Raw genomic sequence first — 12,654 nt, forward strand, 5'->3', positions numbered from 1 at the left:
ATCCGCACCACGCCCGCTCAGCCTGAGCTTGTCGAAGGCCCGCGCCGCCCACCCCACCACCGTTCAGTCTGACCCTGTCGAAGGCCCCGCGCTATCCGCACCACCCCCGCTCAGCCTGAGCTTGTCGAAGGCCCCGCGAAACCGCTATTCTGGGCTATGGCCTTTTACGCGTATCTTTTGCGATGCAGCGACGGCAGCTATTATGCCGGGCATACTGACGACCTCGAATACCGGATGTCCCAGCACACCAGCGGTTCCTGCGGGGGCTATACCGCGAAAAGACGGCCTGTTGAACTGGTCTGGTCGGAGAACTTTCCCTCGCGCGAGGATGCGTTCGGGGTGGAGCGGCAGATCAAGGGCTGGTCGCGAGCGAAGAAAGAGGCGCTGATTGCTGGAGATTGGGAATTGATCTCGCGGCTTTCGAGGGGGTTGCGCAATTCTGCTGATGATGGCGCGGGGCCTTCGACAAGCTCAGGCTGAGCGGAGATGGGGTGGCTTTGGGACTGCGGAAGACAGAACTTGCTGTTCGGCAAATAACCCCATTGCGGACATTGGCCTTGATTTGCATACTATGCGGATGGGTGGACTATCGACAGGTTTGACTCTTTTGGTGTGCCTCCCGGTATGTTTGTCCACAGGTGCCCCACAGTCAGAAGGTAAGGCATTCGCGCCCTACGACCTGAGAATTGGAAGTGACTATTTTGTTGGAGCGGCGCCAGTTGACACTGAGAAATGGGTTACCTCTGCTGACCATCCAGAAAGTACCTATGGGCGTTTCGAAGCTGGCGAAGTTACCATAGCATTTGATATCACCACGAACGGGCACGTTGTGAATTGCCGCGTCACAAAGTCGAGCGCCATTTCGCGCTTCGATAATGTGCCATGTAAATTGCTGATGCGACGTGCTAGATTTAAGCCCCAACAGGATGCGCAGGCAATCCAACCTGGCGCACGTGGCCAAATGCGATTTCGTTTTGATGAAGTCAATTAGCGGATGACAGCTTCTCACCCATCACCGGTCGTACCTAACGGCCAAATTCCGCGCCGAAAGCAGACACAAGCAGCCCCCTGAACCCGTCAACGCGGCCTGAGCCCCCAAACGCTACACAAGCAGGATTCCCGCTTTCGCGGGAATGACGATGAGTGGCGTGGCGGTGGGCTGACCAGCCTCAGCGCCGGGCGGCGATCTGGGTGCCGGCGGGCTTGGTGGGTGTCGCGCGGGCGATGATGCATTCGCCGCCGCCTGCGCGGACCTGGGCGCACATCGCGCGGGCGCTCTTTTCGTCGGCGAAGCCGTTCGCGGTCAGACGATGCAGCGTGCGCGCGCCCACGGTGGTCGGCACAGCGACCTTGGAGAAGGCCGCGAGGTCCTTGTGCTTGGCGCTATAGCCGGCCCAGGCGCGGTTGGCATTGGCCGCGCTCGAGAACATGCCGAGTTGCACGGCGAACGCGCCGCCGCTGACCGGCGAGAAGCTGGCCTTCTGGAAGACGGCGGGCGCAGGCGCGGCCTTGGCCGGAGCCGCCTCGGGAGCAGGTTTCGGCGCAGGCGCGGCGGCGACCCGAACCTTTTCCTGCTCGACGATCATCTGGCGCTTTGCGGCCATTTCGGGGCGCAGCTTGCGCACCGCCTTGCGGCGATAGCCGGCGGGCAGCGGCTGGACGATCTCGCGCGCGGTGAGCAGCGGCGCGACGATCGCGCCCGAAGGTGCGGCTTCGGCCATGACCGGCGCGGGTGCAGCCTCAAGTTCGGAGGCCGGAACCGGCACCGATTCGACCCCGGCGAGTTCCATCGGCCTATCTTCAACCGGCGGCAGTTCGATCGGACCGGCTGCGGGCGCCATCGCCTGCTGGCCGATCTGCGTCGCGACCTCAGCCATCGAAGGGGTCGCCGACAGCGCCAGCATCACCGGCTGGCCCGGATCCATCGCGGCCGGCGTGACGCCAAGCACCGATGCGACGCGCTGGGCATGGGCATCGGGGTGCGCGATGCGCGCCCATTCGGCGATGCGCTGCTGCGCGACCTGCGGATCGAGATCCTGCCCGGCCATGATCTGTGCCTCGCGCCAGCGCCCGTCGAGCGCATAGGCAAAAGCGAGGTTCTGCCGTACCTTGGGGGCGTTATCTCCAGAGCGGATGAGCTGTCCGAGCACCTCCACGCCGGTCCTGGTGTCACCGGCCAGCGCCAGCGCCAGACCGTAATCGCTCGCAGGAATGGTGTCGCGATGCTGCTCCAGCAGCGCCTGCGCGGCGTTGGTGCGGCCCTCGGCGACATGCATCAGCGCCAGGCTGATCACCGTGCGCGCGCTCGCATCACCCAGTGCCAGCGCATCGTCGAGCGACTGGCGCGCGGAGGCGAAGCGGCCATTGGCGAGATAGGCCTGGGCCAGCGTCTTGCGCAGTTCAGCATTGCGCGGATCAAGCGCGACCGCGGCTTCGGCCTTTTCCAGCGCCTTGTCAGTCTTGCCCGAGGCAAGCGCCTTTTGCGACGCGGACGAAAGGCTTTGCGGACGGCCACCACCGCCATGCGCCGAACAGCTCACCAGCACGCTGCCGACCAGGATGGTCGATGCCGCCAGCTTGAGCGCCAGCGCCCGGTTGATCTTGGATCCGCTTGCCATAGCCTAAGTTCCCTCTTCGTCGGCCCCGACCTGCCTGCGTTCGCCTCAAAGCGTCGCCGATCGCGTCACGCGACCCGCCAGGTCCTCTATTTCGGTCATTTTGGTTAACAATTCGTCAAGCGCCGCCGTAACCAGCTGCTGCGCGGATTGTCCGCTGACCGCGCTGGCCAGCCTGAGCTTGAGATGACGGTCGGCATCGAGCCGCAGCGTGAAGGCCGCGCGGCGGGCCGAGGACTGGACCGCGGCGGCCACGACTTCCTGCATCACCGCCTGCTTACGCTTGCGCTGGCGGACCGCCGGAACCGGGTTTGTGACCGGTTCGGGCACCGCGATCGCGGCCACGGGCTCGGGCACCGCCGCCGGCACGATCTCGGGCTGGAGGTCCAGCTCGGGTGCGACGACCGGTTCGGGAGCCGCAACAGGCTCGGCCAGGCGCTCGGCAATCTCGGCCTGCTGGCGCACCACATCGGGCACGATGGGTTCGGGCGCGCGCGCGGACGCCGTTTCGCCCGGCACCGTATCGGGGATCGCGCCTGCCAGCAGATTGCCGTAATGCGGCGCGCGCTCCTCGTGCGCGGGATCGACATCATAGCCCATGTCGTTCCAGCCCAGATCGTCCTGCAGGCCGTGCACGCCGGGCGTCAGCCCTGCGGTGCCGAGCGTGCCGAGACCGTCCATGCCCTGGCGGCGCATCGCGGGGCGTGCGGCCCCCTTGCGCGCGAGCAGGCCGGACGAGAGCGATGCCATTGGTTTGGGTTCGGCCATAAAGCTCATCCTTGCCCCCGTAACTGCATCACGATCCGGCCACGCGGCGGCCGAAGCCGCCCATCGGGCGGATGGCGCCAGGCGCGACGGGCGCATTGGGCACGGCAAAGACGGTGCGGCGGAAATTCTTTTCCAGCCGGTCCGAGATATAGGTCCAAAGCGCGCGCACCTCTCCGGCCGACTTGCCATTGGGGTCGACCTCCATGACCGTGCGGCCATCGATCATCGAGGCGGCAAAGTCGGTGCGGTGGTGCAAAGTCGTCGGCGCGACCGTCCCATGCTGGGACAAGGCGACCGCGGCTTCAGAGGTGATCCGCGCCTTGGGCGTTGCGGCATTGACGACGAAGATCAGCGGCTTGCCCGCGCGCTCGCACAGGTCGACCGTCGCGCCGACCGCGCGCAGATCGTGCGGACTGGGACGGGTCGGCACCACGATCAGCTCGGCGACCGAGATCACCGACTGGATCGCCATGGTGATCGCGGGCGGCGTATCGATGACGGCGAGCTTGAAGCCCTGCTGGCGCAGGATCGCGAGATCGGCGGGCAGCCGGGCGACGGTGGTCTGCGCAAAAGCGGGATATTCGGGCTCGCGCTCGTTCCACCAGTCGGCGAGCGAGCCTTGCGGATCGATGTCGATCAGCACCACCGGGCCATCGCCAGCCAGCTGCGCCTGCACGGCCAGATGACCCGAAAGGGTCGTCTTGCCCGATCCTCCTTTTTGAGATGCCAAAGCGAGTACGCGCACTCCAAACCCCCTGTCCGGTCCATTCGGTTAAGGGGAAGATGCGCGGAGGCAGCTAATTTTGAGTTAACACCGGCCTTGCCATGGCGCTCGCAGGCCCGGATTTCGGGACTTTGGAACGGTCTTCAACCCGTCTTGATGCGGGCGTAAACGCTTTGCTAACGTGTCGGTAACTATAGCGGTTTACGCCAGCAAGGCCCGGTGCGCCCGGTTTGCAGCGGCATTTCCGCCTGATAAGGTCGGCACACGGTTTTACCATATGCGATGGAGCAAGACCCGCATGGCACGTTCGACAAAATTTTCCCGCAATTTCGCTGTCTTGGGTGCTGCGGTGGCAGCGCTGGCGCTGTCCAGCCCGGCACTGGCCGATGTCAAGGCCGGGGTCGATGCCTGGGAACGCGGCGAATTCGCCAAGGCCGTCGAGCAATGGCGTGACCCTGCGGCCAAGGGCGATGCCGATGCGCAGTTCAACCTGGGCCAGGCCTACAAGCTGGGCCGCGGCGTGCCGATGGACCTCAAGCAGGCCGAAGCCTGGTACAAGAAGGCCGCCGATCGCGGTCATGTCCAGGCGGCGGACAATTACGGTCTGGTGCTGTTCCAGGACAACCGCCGCGAAGAGGCGATGCCCTATATCCGCGCTTCGGCCGACCGGGGCGAGCCGCGCGCGCAATATGTGCTGGGCACCGCGATGTTCAACGGCGACATTGCCGAGAAGGACTGGGTGCGCGCCTATGCGCTGATGACCCGCGCCTCGGCCCAGGGCCTTCCCCAAGCCTCGCGCAGTCTGGCGACGATGGACAAGTACATCCCGCTCGCCGAGCGGACCAAGGGCACGCAGCTTGCCGCGCAGCTCGAGCGCGATGCCGTGTCCGAACGCCAGAAGCTCGCGGGCGCCGCTGCGGGCCTGAAGGTCGCCGATACCGCGACCGGCGCCACCGCGCCTGCCAAGCCGGTCGTCACCGCCGCCGCCGCCAAGCCGGCACCGGCGATCGCCCGCCCCGCGACCGGATCGGCGATCCAGACCACCGACCTTCCGCCTTCGCGCGCCACGGGCCCGGTGATCCCCACCCTGCCCTCCAGCCCCAACAGCGCGGCAGCGAGCGCGGGCGTCGATTTCGCGGCGATGGGCACGCCCTCGGCGTCAACCCCGGCCCCTGCACCCAAGCCTGCTCCTGCAACCGTCGCTGCGGCGCCAAAGCCTGCGCCTGCTCCCGTCGCCCCGGCCCCCAAGTCCGCTGCACCGGTCGTTACAGCCCCGGCTATCGCGGCCGCAACCACCGCGCCTGCCGTGGCCGCGTCGGGCGACTGGCGCATCCAGTTGGGTGCGTTCAGCGAAGAGAGCCGCGCGCGCACCCTGTGGAGCGGACTCGAACGCCAGAACCAGGCGCTTGCGGGGCTGCAGCCCTATCTGGTCAAGGCCGGTGCGATCACCAAGCTTCAGGCAGGCCCTTTCGCCAGCCAAGCCGCCGCCAAACAGGCATGCGACAGCGTCGCGCGCAGCGGCCAGGCCTGTTTCGCGATCAAGAAATAGGCAGGAACGGGCGGGCCGTCGGGCTCGCCCCGTCCAGCTTGCCAGTGCTCAATCCGCCTGCATCGTCACCGGTGGGCGCCCGTCACCCTGGGTGATGACGACGATCAGGTCGCCTGCGCGCAGGCTGGCGCTCTCGTCGTCGAAAAAGCCATAAGGCTTGCCGTCGCGATAGATGCGCACGCCGATACCGTCCTTGATCTCCTTCAGCGGTATGCCGATTTCCTCGGTGCGCACCGCGCGCTCGATCAGCACCACCCGACCGCTCGACGAGGCAAGGTCGGCGAGATAGCTGCTGATATGCGGCCCGCTGCACGATCCGGCGAGCAGCAGCCCGGCAAAGCTCACGGGATTGATCACCGTGTTCGCCCCCGCCTGACGGGCGAGCAGTTCGTTGTCGCCAGCGCGGATCACAACGCTGATCGGCACGTCGGGCGCCAGGTGCCGGATCGTCAGCACGATCAGGATCGAGGTGTCATCGCGGCCTGCCGAGACGATCGCCGAGCAGCAGCGGTCGATATGCACGTCCTTCAACGTCTCGTCGCGCGTCGCATCGGCGTTCAGCACGTTGCACCCCATCGCTTCGGCCTTGGCGAGCGATTCCTCCGACTGGTCGACCACGACGATGCACGACGGATCGGTGCCGCGCGCGATCAGTTCGCGCACCGCTTCCGACCCGCTGGTGCCGAAGCCCAGCACCACGATATGCCCCTTCAGGCGCTGCTGGATCCTGCTCATCTGCCATTTTTCCCATGTGCGCTTGATGACGAAACTATAGGCGGTGCCGACGAAGATGAAGATCACCGCGACGCGCACCGGCGTCACCAGCACCGATTCGATCAGCCGCGAACGGTCGGACACCGGGGCGATATCGCCGAAGCCGGTGGTGGTAACCGAGATCATCGTGAAATAGACGACATCCAGAAAGCTGACATGATCGTCATAATTGTCCTTGAGCCCGGCGCGATCGAGCCAGTGGATCAGGATCACGAACGCGATGAGGAAGAAGGCGACGCTCAGCCTCAGGGTGACGTCCGCCCAGACCGGCAGGCGCGCCGCGCGTTTCAGCAAGGCGCGCGGCTTGATCTCTGAATCGCCCATGCCTGAGGCTCAGCCGCGCGGCAAATATTGCAGCGGGTCGACCGGCTTGCGGTCCTTGCGCAGCTCGAAATGCAGCTTGGGCGTCTCGGCAAAACCGCTCTGGCCCGCCGCGCCCAGCACCTGCCCCGCCTTGACCGCCTGGCCCCGCGTCACGTCGATCCGCTCGGCATGGCCATAGGCGCTGACCCAGCCGCCGCCATGGCTGATCAGGATCAGCCCGCCATAGATCGCGACCTCGCTGCCGGCATAGCTGACCACCCCGTCGGCCGCCGCGCGGAACGGCTGACCGCGCGTCGCGCTGATATCGATGCCGTTGCTGATCTGCCCCTTGCCGACGGGCCCGTAACGGGTGAGCAGCGAGCCGCTGAGCGGCCAGACGAACTTGCCAGAAAAGCCCTTGGGCACATCGACGGGCACGCTCGCCGCCACCGGCGCGCGCGCGGGCTTGGCGGCAGGCACGGGCGTTCCTTCGGCGATAGCGGGCTGGCTGCCGGTGACGACATCGTCGATATTGACCACCAAAGCACCGATGCGGCTGGGCGGCTTGCCGGGTCTGGCCGGGGCCGTGCCGGCGGGTGCGGCAGCGGCAAGCTGCGCGCCTGCAGGCAGTTTCAGCCGCTGGCCAACGCGCAGGATATAGGGTTCTTCAAGCCCGTTCAGCGCGACGATGTCGCTCCAGGCGACCTTGTACGCCTGGGCGATGGCGATGCCCGTCTCGCCGCTCGCCACCATGTGATAGCGCCCGCCGGGAATGGTGAGCTGCTGGCCGGGCCGCAGGATATAGGGCGCAGCAAGGCCATTGGCCGCGGCGATCGCTTCTGATCCTGCCCCGGTGCGGTTGCCGATGCCGCGCAGCGTATCGCCCGCCTGGACGGTATAGGTCGTGCCGATCACGTCTGCCGCATTGGGCGCAACGCTGCGGCTTTCCCAGACCGGTGCATCGCTGCCCGCAACCGGCTGGGCCAGCGGCGGCGCAGCCGGCTGGCCGGCCTCGGTAATCTCGGGCTCGATCGCTGCCGGCGTCATACCGCCGGGAATGCAACCCGCAGCCCCCAAGGTCGCCAGCAGGGCCAGCCGCCCGTCGATCCGTTTCCTACCCCTCAGCATAGAAACCATGTCTAGCACGGATTGCCGCCATTGCCAGTGGCGCGGTGCAGGATTTGACAGCGTTCGGTCCGGCTCACTCCGCCGCGAAGGTCTGGGTCAGCGCCGCGATCGACTGATGATGCGTGAGATCGAGATGCAGCGGCGTCACCGCGATATAGCCGTCGGCCACGGCTTCCAGATCGGTGCTGTGCGCCGGGCTCTGCTCGGCTGCGCCCAGGCCGAACCAGTGATATTCGAATCCGCGCGGATCGGTGTTGGTGACGATCTTCAGCCGCCCGTAATCACGGAACCCCTGGTTCACGACCTTGACACCGCGCACCCGATCGGCAGGCAGGGCGGGGAAATTGACATTGATCAGCGTGCGCGGCGGCATCGGCTGACCGATCAGCTTGCGCACCACCTGCTCGCCCCAGCGGGTCGCCGCGTCGAACGACACGTCGAGCCCCGCGCCCTCTCTTGCATAGACCTGGCTCAATGCGATAGAGGGTATGCCCGCGAGCGCGCCTTCCATCGCGGCGGAGACGGTGCCCGAATAGGTGACGTCCTCGCCCAGATTCGCACCGCGATTGACTCCCGACAGGATCAGGTCGGGCGGCGAGTCCTGCATCAGCCGCGCCACCGCCATCATCACCGCGTCGGTGGGCGTGCCGGTGACCGCAAAATGCTTCTCGCCATGCTGGTGGACGCGCAAGGGACGGGTGATCGTCAGCGAATGGCCCGCGCCCGACTGCTCTTCTGAAGGCGCGACGATCCACACATCGTCCGAGATAGCCCGCGCGATCCCGGCCAGCACGGCAAGGCCCGGCGCGTGGACGCCATCGTCATTGGTCAGCAGGATGCGCATGAGGGGAGGTCTCCGGATTGCAGGGCCTCCCCCCTAGCCCGAAGCAATCCGCTGCACCACTGCCCGATTCACGCCGATGCAACATATGCGAAAAATCGCACATACGCTTTCCGTTGCGACTCGACGTGTTCGCAGCAACGCGATAATGTCGATGGTGCAGCGCAAAAAACAGGCAATCCCGGCCGGGCAACCAGCCGGGTTTCACGTCTAAAAAGCCGGGAAAAGCCGATAATCGGGCGCGCATTCGCAGAGGGAGAATATCCAAGATGGATTCGCTGGTTTCAACCGAATGGCTCGCCAATGAAATGGGCGCTTCGGATCTCCGCATCGTCGATGCGACCAAGTTCCTGCCCGATCACGGCCGCAACGCGCTTGCCGAATATGAAGCCGGCCACATTCCCGGCGCGGTGTTCATGGACCTGGAAGAGCTCGTCGACAGCAACGCCGCGGTCGAGAACACCCTTCCCCCGGCCGAAAAGTTCGCCAGCCGCATGCAGTCGCTGGGCCTCGGCGATGGCAGCCGCATCGTGCTCTACGACGACAGCCCGCTGAAATCCTCCGCACGCGCCTGGTTCATGCTGACCATGTTCGGTGCGCATGCCGTCGCCATCCTCGACGGCGGCATCGCCAAGTGGAAGGCGGAAGGCCGTCCGCTCAAGACCGGCAAGGAAACGCTGCGCCACCGCCATTTCACCGTGTGGGAAGACCGCAAGAACGTCCGCACCAAGGCGGACATGCTCGCCAACCTGCACAGCAAGGCCGAACAGGTCGTCGACGCGCGCCCGACCGCGCGCTTCACCGGCGCAGAAGCCGATCCGCGCCCCGGCATCGCCTCGGGCCATATCCCCGGATCGGTCAACCTGCCACACAGCGCGCTGTTCAATGCCGATGGCACCTGGAAGACCGGCGACGATCTCAAGGCCGCGTTCGAGGGCGCGGGCATCGATATTGCCAAGCCGATGGTCACCACCTGCGGATCGGGCATGACCGCCAGCGTCGTCGCCTTCGGGGCGCATCTGCTCGGCAAGACCGACGTGTCGCTCTATGACGGCAGCTGGGCCGAATGGGGCGCCGATGCCGACGCGCCCAAGGTGACGGGGTAATTTTTCCGCCTCTCCCCTTCAGGGGAGAGGGCAACGAGACTTGGTGAGCGGCACGCGAACCTAGTGGCAGTGGGAGAGGGGCCAGCGTCGGCATCCAGCCGCCGCCCCTCTCCAACTCCGCCTAGCATGCTGCGCATGCAAGGCTGCGTATCCTCTCCCCTGAAGGGGAGAGGACAGGACAACAATATGCCCAAGCCCCCCTCCTCCCCGCAATCGCCCGCCACCCGCCTCGTTACCGGTGGCCGTCGCGCAGAGTGGACCGGAACGGCGGAGCAGCCGGGCGCGGTGGTCAATCCGCCGGTCTGGCGCGCGAGCACGCATCTCTATCCCGATACAGCCGCTCTCAAGTCCGGCCCGCAAACCAATGAGGACGGACGGTTTTTCTACGGCCGCCGCGGCGCGCCGACGCAATGGGCGCTGGCCGAGGCACTGACGGCGCTCGAGCCGGGCGCGCACGGCACGATGCTCTACCCCTCGGGCGTCGCCGCGATCACCGGTGCGTTGCTCAGCGTGCTGTCGCCGGGCGACGTGCTGCTGATGACCGACAGCGCCTATGACCCCTCGCGCAGCTTTGCCGACGGGTTGCTCAAGCGCTTCGGCATCGAGACACGCTATTACGATCCACTCATAGGCTCCGGAATTTCCAGCCTTATCTGCGAACGCACCCGCGCCATCCTGATGGAAAGCCCCGGCAGCCTGACGTTCGAGGTGCAGGACGTGCCCGCGATCTGCGCCGCCGCACGCGCCGCGAGCCCCGACATCGCACTGCTGATCGACAATACCTGGGCGACGGGCCTGTTCCTCCCCGCGCTGGAGCTCGGCGCGGACATGAGCATCATGGCCTGCACCAAATATATCGTCGGCCATTCGGACGTGATGCTGGGCTCGGTCACCGCGACGGAAGCGTTTTATCCGCGCCTCCGCCAGACCGCACAAGGCCTGGGCCATGTCGTTTCGCCCGACGATGCCTGGCTCGCGCTGCGCGGCTTGCGGACGCTCGACGTGCGGCTGCGCCAGCACCAGGCCTCGGCGCTGCGCATCGCGCACTGGTTGGCCGAGCAACCCCAGGTCGCGCGCGTGCTGCACCCCGCGCTTCCTTCCTGCCCGGGCCACGCGCTTTGGCAGCGCGACTTCAAGGGATCGAGCGGGCTGTTCTCGTTCGTGCTCGACGGCGGGACGGACAAGGCGCGCGCGGCGCTGATCGATACACTCGAGCTGTTCGGCATCGGTTACAGCTGGGGCGGGTTCGAGAGCCTGGCGATCCCGGTCGACCCCGCGCGCTGCCGCAGCGCCACGCCCTGGCCGCCCATGGGCGACGCCAATCGCTATGCCGTGCGGCTGCATATCGGGCTGGAAGACCCGGATGATCTGATCGCCGACCTTGCCAAGGGATTGCAGGCCTTTACCATGGCGGCATGACTGCAGGGATCAACGCACTGTTCATGCGCTGGGGCTGGATCGAGCGCCCCGACGACCTGCAATATATCGAGGGCATTCTCGCCGCGATGGTGGCGACCGCCGCGCTGGTCATCGGTTGGGCGCTCAGCCGCCTGATCTATCTGCGCCTTGCCGCCATCTGGGAGCGACGCGCCGGCTATGAGAGCCAGCTTGCGCGCCGCCGCATCCGCGACATGGTGCGCCGCTTCACCACGGCGATGCTGATCGGCATGGCGCTCAACCTCTATGACTGGAGCCTGATCGCCTCGGTCGTGTTCGGCCTGACGCTTGCTATTTCGCTCGCCTTGTTCGTCAACGATATGGTGCGCGGCGTGCGCATGCCCGACTGGCTCGGCACGTTCCTCGGCCTCGCGACGCTGATCTCGATCCTCGCGAGCATGTTCGGCGGGCTCGACCCGATCACCACCGCGATGGACCGGGTCGGCTTCGATCTCGGCCAGAAGCGTTTCTCGCTGCTCTGGGTGGTGACGATCGCAATCACGGTGCTGGTGCTCTATACCGCCGCGCGCGTGGTCAACCGCATCGCCGGGCATATCATCGGCAGCAGCGACAGCCTCGACCCGACGCAGAAGCTGCTCGGCCAGAAGATCGCGGGCGTCGTCGTCATCGTGCTCGCCTTCTTCATCGGCATCGACACGCTGGGCATCGATCTCACTGCGCTCAGTTTCTTCTCGGGCGCATTCGGGCTCGCGATCGGCTTCGGGCTGCAGAAGACGATCGGCAACCTGTTTGCAGGCATCATCCTGCTGCTCGACCGCTCGATCAAGCCGGGCGATGTCATCGCGGTGGGCGACAGCTTCGGCTGGGTGAACAAGATCGGCGTGCGCGCGGTCTCGGTCATCACCCGCGACGGCAAGGAGCATCTGATCCCCAACGAGGACCTGATGACCACGCCGGTCGAAAACTGGTCCTATTCGGACCGCAACGTGCGCATGCGGATCCCGATCGGGGTGAGCTATAACAGCGACATGCAGCTGGTGCAGGAACTGCTCTACCGCGCGGTGGACGAAGCCCCGCGCGTGCTCAAGGACCCTGCCCCGCGCATCTGGATGACGGAATTTGCCGACAACAGCGTCAACTGGGAAATCCGCGCGTGGATCGCCGATCCCGAAGGCGGCATGGGCAATATCCGCGGCGACGTGCTGATGCGCGTGTGGAACCTGTTCAAGGAACACGGCATCGAAATCCCGTTCCCGCAGCGGGACTTGTACATCAAGGAGATGCCGGGGATGGGGAAGGAAGCGCCAGAAGACACAGCGGCGCCACACACCCCCCGCTCAGCCTGAGCCTGTCGAAGGCTGCGCGCGAGGGAAAGGAAGGGCGGCACTATCACATCCTCCCCGAGCTTGTCTCGGGGAGGGGGACCGCCGACCGCAGGTCGGTGGTGG

General features: G+C 66.1%; 12 protein-coding genes. 6 read left to right on the top strand and 6 right to left on the bottom strand.

The window, feature by feature from the left end; genetic code table 11:
* Positions 1-156: 156 nt before the first annotated feature.
* Entirely contained in the window at positions 157-480 is a 324-nt protein-coding gene (locus tag AX725_RS06035) for a GIY-YIG nuclease family protein (protein ID WP_066043982.1), read from the top strand.
* Between the two features lie 97 nt (positions 481-577).
* The gene (locus AX725_RS21700) at positions 578-991 is read left to right on the top strand and encodes an energy transducer TonB family protein (RefSeq protein WP_157759152.1); all 414 of its coding nucleotides are present in this window, start codon (positions 578-580) and stop codon (positions 989-991) included.
* Between the two features lie 178 nt (positions 992-1,169).
* On the opposite strand, the gene AX725_RS06040 is transcribed toward AX725_RS21700, so the two are convergent.
* Genes AX725_RS06040 through AX725_RS06050 form a run of 3 tightly spaced genes read right to left on the bottom strand, consistent with a single transcriptional unit; the run spans position 1,170 to position 4,128 of the window.
* Positions 1,170-2,618 (bottom strand): tetratricopeptide repeat protein, encoded by a 1,449-nt coding sequence (locus AX725_RS06040; protein WP_060976898.1) that lies wholly within the window; start codon positions 2,616-2,618, stop codon positions 1,170-1,172.
* 45 nt (positions 2,619-2,663) lie between these two features.
* On the bottom strand, positions 2,664-3,383 hold the full coding sequence (locus tag AX725_RS06045) for a hypothetical protein (protein WP_067512777.1): 720 nt from the start codon (positions 3,381-3,383) through the stop codon (positions 2,664-2,666).
* A gap of 28 nt (positions 3,384-3,411) precedes the next feature.
* Positions 3,412-4,128: an AAA family ATPase gene (locus tag AX725_RS06050; RefSeq protein ID WP_023839567.1), complete on the bottom strand. Its 717-nt coding sequence runs from the start codon at positions 4,126-4,128 to the stop codon at positions 3,412-3,414.
* Between the two features lie 277 nt (positions 4,129-4,405).
* Here AX725_RS06050 and AX725_RS06055 point away from each other — a divergent pair, with 277 nt between their 5' ends.
* Complete coding sequence (locus AX725_RS06055) at positions 4,406-5,656, top strand: SPOR domain-containing protein (protein ID WP_067512780.1); 1,251 nt, start codon at positions 4,406-4,408, stop codon at positions 5,654-5,656.
* Positions 5,657-5,704: 48 nt separating this feature from the next.
* Here the strand turns inward: AX725_RS06055 and AX725_RS06060 are convergent, their stop codons facing one another.
* From AX725_RS06060 to surE, 3 genes are all read right to left on the bottom strand, one after another.
* Entirely contained in the window at positions 5,705-6,754 is a 1,050-nt protein-coding gene (locus tag AX725_RS06060) for a potassium channel family protein (RefSeq protein WP_060976900.1), read from the bottom strand.
* A 9-nt stretch (positions 6,755-6,763) separates the two neighbouring features.
* On the bottom strand, positions 6,764-7,861 hold the full coding sequence (locus AX725_RS06065; protein WP_208597774.1) for a M23 family metallopeptidase: 1,098 nt from the start codon (positions 7,859-7,861) through the stop codon (positions 6,764-6,766).
* A gap of 73 nt (positions 7,862-7,934) precedes the next feature.
* Positions 7,935-8,705, bottom strand: coding sequence for a 5'/3'-nucleotidase SurE (surE, locus tag AX725_RS06070; protein WP_060976902.1), 771 nt, complete (start codon positions 8,703-8,705; stop codon positions 7,935-7,937).
* Positions 8,706-8,971: 266 nt separating this feature from the next.
* On the opposite strand from surE, the gene sseA reads away from it, so the two are divergent.
* From sseA to AX725_RS06085, 3 genes are all read left to right on the top strand, one after another.
* Positions 8,972-9,808 carry a 3-mercaptopyruvate sulfurtransferase gene (gene sseA / locus AX725_RS06075; RefSeq protein WP_060976903.1) on the top strand — a complete coding sequence of 279 codons (837 nt, stop codon included), beginning with the start codon at positions 8,972-8,974 and terminating at the stop codon, positions 9,806-9,808.
* Between the two features lie 186 nt (positions 9,809-9,994).
* Entirely contained in the window at positions 9,995-11,227 is a 1,233-nt protein-coding gene (metC, locus tag AX725_RS06080) for a cystathionine beta-lyase (RefSeq protein WP_066112683.1), read from the top strand.
* The gene (locus AX725_RS06085) at positions 11,224-12,552 is read left to right on the top strand and encodes a mechanosensitive ion channel family protein (protein WP_066114410.1); all 1,329 of its coding nucleotides are present in this window, start codon (positions 11,224-11,226) and stop codon (positions 12,550-12,552) included. Before metC ends, AX725_RS06085 begins: the two co-directional genes overlap by 4 nt.
* Positions 12,553-12,654: the final 102 nt, after the last annotated feature.

It is taken from the genome of Blastomonas sp. CCH9-A1 (genome assembly GCF_001557175.1).
Taxonomy (GTDB): Bacteria; Pseudomonadota; Alphaproteobacteria; order Sphingomonadales; family Sphingomonadaceae; genus Blastomonas; species Blastomonas delafieldii_A.

Coding starts and splice junctions, on each gene's coding strand:
- AX725_RS06035 (WP_066043982.1), top strand. CDS start 157: ATGGCCTTTTACGCGTATCTTTTGCGATGCAGCGACGGCAGCTATTAT.
- AX725_RS21700 (WP_157759152.1), top strand. CDS start 578: ATGGGTGGACTATCGACAGGTTTGACTCTTTTGGTGTGCCTCCCGGTA.
- AX725_RS06040 (WP_060976898.1), bottom strand. CDS start 2,618: ATGGCAAGCGGATCCAAGATCAACCGGGCGCTGGCGCTCAAGCTGGCG.
- AX725_RS06045 (WP_067512777.1), bottom strand. CDS start 3,383: ATGGCCGAACCCAAACCAATGGCATCGCTCTCGTCCGGCCTGCTCGCG.
- AX725_RS06055 (WP_067512780.1), top strand. CDS start 4,406: ATGGCACGTTCGACAAAATTTTCCCGCAATTTCGCTGTCTTGGGTGCT.
- AX725_RS06060 (WP_060976900.1), bottom strand. CDS start 6,754: ATGGGCGATTCAGAGATCAAGCCGCGCGCCTTGCTGAAACGCGCGGCG.
- AX725_RS06065 (WP_208597774.1), bottom strand. CDS start 7,861: ATGCTGAGGGGTAGGAAACGGATCGACGGGCGGCTGGCCCTGCTGGCG.
- surE (WP_060976902.1), bottom strand. CDS start 8,705: ATGCGCATCCTGCTGACCAATGACGATGGCGTCCACGCGCCGGGCCTT.
- sseA (WP_060976903.1), top strand. CDS start 8,972: ATGGATTCGCTGGTTTCAACCGAATGGCTCGCCAATGAAATGGGCGCT.
- metC (WP_066112683.1), top strand. CDS start 9,995: ATGCCCAAGCCCCCCTCCTCCCCGCAATCGCCCGCCACCCGCCTCGTT.
- AX725_RS06085 (WP_066114410.1), top strand. CDS start 11,224: ATGACTGCAGGGATCAACGCACTGTTCATGCGCTGGGGCTGGATCGAG.